This window comes from Microcoleus sp. Pol17C6, from assembly GCF_036701145.1.
Classification (GTDB): domain Bacteria; phylum Cyanobacteriota; class Cyanobacteriia; order Cyanobacteriales; family Microcoleaceae; genus Microcoleus.
This window is the reverse complement of the sequence record NZ_JAUBQH010000117.1, coordinates 1-6,073: the sequence shown is the minus strand read 5'-3', so window position 1 is coordinate 6,073 and position 6,073 is coordinate 1. Positions and strand designations below refer to the sequence as shown.

The window sequence follows — 6,073 nt, the reverse complement described above, 5'->3', positions numbered from 1 at the left end:
AGAGACATAAGATAGGCTGCACACTGAAGTTATCTTTCTGTTATTATAGGATCATTCATTCTGTGGGACTCTCTAACTGATTAGATATGGATTTGGAATTTGTTACAGTTCCATGCTTTTTTTTACTGGTGTTAAAACCTATCCCCCCTAAAATCACAAAACCCGCGCCGGCGGGTTTTTTATTGAGAGTTAAAGTTATTTGCACCTCTATGGTATGATATCCGGTGGTGCGATCGCCAATTCCCCATTCTCACAATACTAATAAATTTCTTATGAAATACAGGTACGAAACGCTCGCAGTAGCACAGCGAATTTTAATTGAATTGGGGAGGCGGCGACGCAGCTTAGTATTGTGGAGTATTTTTCCAGTTTCTATCTTGTTTATTAACGGTTTAATTTTAAAAGAACGCGCTAACCTCAGCACAGCAAAGGCCTTTGAAGTTGCTGCACCTGCAAGCTTAGTAGGAGCGGCTTTATTTTTTAGCTGTCTCGGTGGTAGCGTAGCAACAGTCGTAGCAGAGCGAGAACAGCATACCCTCAAACGCTTATTTATTTCCCCGCTGAGCGGCACTTCCTACTTTTTAGGAATTTTCCTGGCTCACAGTTGCATCGGCATCGGTCAGGTAATTTTAGTATACACGATCGCCTCTTTTTTAGGAGCACAATTTCAAGGCTCTATCCTGTTAGGAGCTGCGATTATTCTGCTCAGTATTGTATCTTATGTAGGTGTAGGCTTTATTCTCGGCACCCAGTTTGCGAGGCGCACTGAAGATGTCAACTCCCTAGTAGCAGCTTTCGGCGTCCCCTTGTTGATTTTAGGAGGCGCATTTTTGCCGACTTCGCTGTTTCCCAAAAGTCTGCTGGAACTCGCCCAGTACAATCCAATTTATCACATGAACGAAGCGCTGATGGGCGTGTGGGCTGACGGCAAAGATTTGGCTGATATTTCCGAACACTTCTGGTATTTATTCATATTTTCTATTGCCATGATTGCAGGTGGATGGCTTTCTTACCGCAGGATGCTGAGAGTAGAAAGAAGACTTTAAAACTATCTCATTATGTCCTAATTATTCATCTCTCTCTTCTCTGACTCTGCGCCCTCTGCGCTCTCTGCGGTTTAATCGTTCAGAAACAAGCGTAAATATATCAAATAATACGGAGAATTAAAGCAGTGCTGCAAATAGAAAAGCTAAATAAGTCCTATGGCGAGCGTTCAGTGCTTAAAGATTTAACACTGCACATTCAATCGGGAGAAATTTACGGTTTGCTGGGGCCAAACGGGGCGGGCAAAACTACAGCTATCAATATTTTATGTAATTTGCTAAATGCCGACAGCGGCAAAGTTTCTATTAATGGCGAACCTGTTTCTGACTCTACAAAATCCTTAATCGGTGTAGCGCCTCAAGAAAATTTGCTTTACAAAAGCCTTAGCTGCGAAGAAAACCTCAATTTTTTTGCTCAAATTTATGGTTTAGAGCGCAAACAGCGGCGCTATCAAGTAAGACACTGTTTGAAAGCAGTAAATTTGACAGATAGAGCTACAAGCCCAGTAGAAACTTTGAGCGGAGGAATGCAGCGCCGTTTGAATATTGCGGTGGCTTTGGTACACCAGCCTAAATTAGTAATTTTAGATGAACCGACAACCGGTTTAGATATTGAGGCTCGCTATGAAATTTGGGAGTTAATTCAGCGATTGCAATCGGAAGGAATTACAATTTTGCTGACAACTCACTTGTTGGATGAAGCTGAGCGGCTGTGTCACAGAATTGGGATTTTAAAGAAGGGCAGTATTGTGGCGGAGGGCAGTTTGGAGGAGTTGCAAAAACTGATTCCGGCTCAAGAAATTATCGTGGTAAAAACCGACGAAGAAGCTGAAGTAATTGCCCGCGCTAAACAATACAGTTTCATCCCCCGCCGCTACGGTAGCGATTTGGCTTTTTGGCTGCCGGAACGTTTAGAATTAAAAGAAATTATTTTGCTGTTCGACGGGATTTCTATTGATTCAATCGCTCGATATCCGGTGCGATTAGAACATATTTATGTAGAAGTGACTAAACAAACTGTATCCGAATCTGCATCCATCTGCGTATATCCCCCACCATATGCGGTCAAAGTTCCAAACTAATTCTGTAATCATGGCAAAGAGCCAACTTTTTCGGCTTATAAAGGCAGAGGCCGGAAGCAATTATAGAGATAGAAAAAGTCAACCCACGATGTCTAGATTGTAAATATCTCGTAAACCTGGATGTTGTGTTGCGAACTGTTAAATCAATACTCCGGACAGTTTTTATATGAGCCAAGGGCTTATTCTGTAGGACTTCGCAGCCCCTGTGGATAATTAAATCAATGTCAGCTCTACCCGGAGTTGCATTTAATTGGACTTTATTTATGATCCTTGTGCTGTAAAGCTTGTAGTCTGGTTGCAAAAACTGTCCGCAGTATTGTTAAATAAAAAGATGCTATAAAAGATATGTCTTTAGTATGGTATGTTTAAGTGGCATTGAAGTTATGTAAACCCCTTCCCACGCGAGGTCAGTGAAAGCCCGATTCATATCACAGGACTACTCCGATCGAGCTCTACTTTACTGGCAGCATTACTCCGGCAAAATCCGCGATTTCACGCCGCCATGACCTCTCCCGTCGGGGGTTGAGTTGATCGAATGTTGGAAGCCATGAGCGAAGATAATGAGTTTTCCGTGTTCATTTCCTCTGAACAAAAACGGGTACGGATTATGAGCATCTTTTCAGCTTATTACCACCCGCAAGCTTATAAGGAAGTGATATTCGACACCAATCCCCTGTGAGGCAGCAAATCGTCATTAATTCTGCAACTATTTCCCGAAGCCAAAGTGATCTGCTGTCTCAGACACCTCGCTTGGATTATGGACAGCATTGAGCTACTGATTCGGTGCAACGCCTTTGATGTTTCCAGGCTATTTAATGCTCCAGCGGAAGGGACCAACAATTTTACCGCCCGATTGATTTGATCAATAGGACTAATAAATTATTAAGTCCTCATATCGAGGACTTAAGCGCAGCGTCGGTTTTAACCCTGCCGGACTTGGATGTAAACGATCAATATAAAAAAGGATTTCAGCAACTATGAACTTACCAACTATGAACAAGCAAATTATTTTCGTTGACTCTTCTGTACAAGATTATCAAAGCCTAATTCAAAACCTCGATGCCACTCAGATTGTTGTTTTAGATCGCAATTTGAGTGGCATCGAACAAATTACTCAGGCCTTAGCTAACAAAAAAAATATTGCGGCAATTCATATAGTTTCTCACGGTAGTGACGGCACCATATTTTTTGGTAACTCACCCCTCAACCAAACAACCCTAAAAACTCACGCAGATACCATAAAACAATGGAGCGAATCTCTTAAAGTAAATAATAATTCAGATATACTTTTATACGGGTGTAATATTGCTCAAACAGAGCGAGGAAAAGCCTTCGTTAAACGCCTCAGTCAATTAACTAAAGCCAACATTGCAGCATCCACTACTCCAACAGGTAATGACAAATTAGGAGGAGACTGGAACTTAGAATTTATCGTCGGCAAAATTCAAGCAACTTTAGCATTTTCTCCCGCAGTCACAGCCGCTTATAGTGGTGTTTTAGGTGATGGTCCTGGAGGGGTAGGCGATACCACTGGCACTTCTAATTTGAAATTATGGCTCAAAGCAAATGCCATCACCACTGCGGCTAATGGTGCCCCTATTGGCATATGGGCAGACAACTCTGGCAATAGCATCAATGCCACGCAAAACAATGCTGCCAACCAACCAACCTATATAACTAACGTACTTAATGGTCAGCCTGTCGTTCGCTTTGACGGAAGCAATGACCAACTTGCATTTAACCGTATAATACAAAATGACTTTTCGATCATTGCAGTTTTTAGGACTACACAATCGGCAGGTAGTGGCACTCCATGGTATCTAGGAGCTGGGCTAGTAGACGCAGAGGTTCCGGGTGTAACAGATGATTTGGGTCTAAGCTTAATAGCAGGTCAACTTGCCACAGGAATAGGCAATCCTGATAGGACGCTTAACTCCAGTTCAGGATTTAACGATGGTAACGGACATATCGCTAACTTTCAAAGAGTTGTTACCAGTGGAGCATTTAGCCAATTCGTAGACGGTACATCCACAGGAAATACTATAGGGGGCACAAACTCACTCACCGCTCCATCAAGGATTGTTTTGGGATCACTCCAAACAAATATCAACTATTTTCAAGGAGATATTGCTGAAGTCGGGATCTACAGTAAATCCTTGAACGGCGCGGAGCGTACTCTAATTGATAACTATCTGGCTGCCAAATATAACATCGCCATCAGTAATGATAAATATATAGGTGATACAGCAGCCAACGGCAACTACGACTCGAATGTAGCAGGAATTGGCCAAGAAGTCAGCGGCAGCAACACTTCTGGCAACACCAAAGGCGGTTTAATCATTGATAATGGCACATTCCTAAAAGACAACGGCGACTACCTCATTGCAGGGCAAATAGAAACAGCCAATGCTACCAATGTGACAACAGACCTTCCCAGCGCTACAGCAAGTAACCGTTTGTCTCGCGTGTGGTATCTCGATAAAACAGACATCAATAATAATGGTGGAACAGCCAACCTCACCTTCGATTTTTCTGACTCAGGATTAAGTGGTACTCCTACGGGGAAATATCATTTATTGTATCGCTCTGCAACAACAGGAAATTTCGCTTACGTTAACAATGCCACTTCCACTATTAGCACTACTTTTACTATTACTGGCGACCAAGTAACTTTCAATAATGTTAATCTGGGATTGCTCAATGATGGCTACTACACATTAGCATCAAAAGTTAACGATGTACCCCTCCTCGCCACCATTACTAACCCAGCCGCAATTAATGAAGATACAGGCCTACAAACCATCACTATCACAGGCATTAGCGATTTAGAAACCGCAACCAACGCTCTGACTCTCACAGCGACTTCTACTAACACTGCCTTAACTGGTACGCCAACTATTACTAATAATAATGATGGCACGGCCACCCTCCAATACACTCCCATAGCTAACGCCAATGGCACGGCTAACATCAGCGTCACCGTCACAGATGCCGATAGTGGCACTGTAACTAAATCGTTTGATGTCACTGTCAACCCCGTCAACGACCAACCCAGCTTCACCGCTACCAGCCCAGCCTCCGTCAACGAAGACAGCGGCGCGCAAACATTAACGACTTGGGCTACCTTCAACCCCGGCGCTGTCAACGAAGCCGGCCAAACAGCCACCTACACCGTCAGCAACATCAGCAACGGCGCTTTATTCTCCGCCGCGCCCACTATAAACAGCGCCACTGGCAACCTCACCTACACCCCCGCCGCCAACGCCTTCGGCACATCCACCTTCGATGTAAGAGTCCAAGACAGCGGCGGCACCCCCGGCGTCGATACCTCGACTACCCAAACCTTCACCATCACCGTTAACCCCGTCAATGACCAACCCAGCTTCACGGCCACCAGCCCAAGCGCAGTTAACGAAGACAGCGGAGCGCAAACATTAACGACTTGGGCTACCTTCAACCCCGGCGCAGCCAACGAAGCCACCCAAACTCCCACCTACACTGTAAGCAACATCAGCAACGGCGCTTTATTCTCCGCCGCGCCCACTATAAACAACGCCACTGGCAACCTCACCTACACCCCCGCCGCCAACGCCTTTGGCACCTCCACCTTTGACGTGCGAGTCCAAGACAGCGGCGGCACCCCCGGCGTCGATACCTCGACGGCCCAAACCTTCACCATCACCGTTAACGGTGTCAACGAACAACCCAGCTTCACAGCCACCAGCCCAGCCTCCGTCAACGAAGACAGCGGGGCGCAAACACTAACTGGTTGGGCTACCTTTAACCCCGGCGCGGCCGATGAAGACGGCCAAACTGCCACCTACACCGTCAGGAACATCGCCACCCCCAGCTTATTTGCGACATTACCTGCAGTCATTTGTGACAAGTTAAGAAAAAGTGCAAATTGTCAAGGGGGTAGACCAAAAAAGGTAAAATAGGATGAAACCT

The 6,073-nt window shown here is 45.0% G+C and carries 4 protein-coding genes; all 4 read left to right on the top strand.

The annotated features are described in order from the left end of the window. The first annotated feature begins 272 nt into the window (after positions 1 to 272). The 4 genes from QUA25_RS28400 to QUA25_RS28385 all read left to right on the top strand — a co-directional run bounded on the left by QUA25_RS28400 (position 273) and on the right by QUA25_RS28385 (position 6,063). Positions 273 to 1,046, top strand: a complete 774-nt coding sequence (locus QUA25_RS28400; protein ID WP_333043017.1) for an ABC transporter permease — start codon at positions 273 to 275, stop codon at positions 1,044 to 1,046. A gap of 125 nt (positions 1,047 to 1,171) precedes the next feature. Next, positions 1,172 to 2,125 (top strand): ABC transporter ATP-binding protein, encoded by a 954-nt coding sequence (locus QUA25_RS28395; protein ID WP_333043016.1) that lies wholly within the window; start codon positions 1,172 to 1,174, stop codon positions 2,123 to 2,125. A gap of 535 nt (positions 2,126 to 2,660) precedes the next feature. Next, positions 2,661 to 2,804 (top strand): hypothetical protein, encoded by a 144-nt coding sequence (locus QUA25_RS28390; protein WP_333043015.1) that lies wholly within the window; start codon positions 2,661 to 2,663, stop codon positions 2,802 to 2,804. A 298-nt stretch (positions 2,805 to 3,102) separates the two neighbouring features. Next, the gene (locus tag QUA25_RS28385; RefSeq protein ID WP_333043014.1) at positions 3,103 to 6,063 is read left to right on the top strand and encodes a DUF4347 domain-containing protein; all 2,961 of its coding nucleotides are present in this window, start codon (positions 3,103 to 3,105) and stop codon (positions 6,061 to 6,063) included. Positions 6,064 to 6,073 lie beyond the last annotated feature (10 nt).

Coding starts and splice junctions, on each gene's coding strand:
- QUA25_RS28385 (WP_333043014.1), top strand. CDS start 3,103: ATGAACTTACCAACTATGAACAAGCAAATTATTTTCGTTGACTCTTCT.
- QUA25_RS28390 (WP_333043015.1), top strand. CDS start 2,661: ATGTTGGAAGCCATGAGCGAAGATAATGAGTTTTCCGTGTTCATTTCC.
- QUA25_RS28400 (WP_333043017.1), top strand. CDS start 273: ATGAAATACAGGTACGAAACGCTCGCAGTAGCACAGCGAATTTTAATT.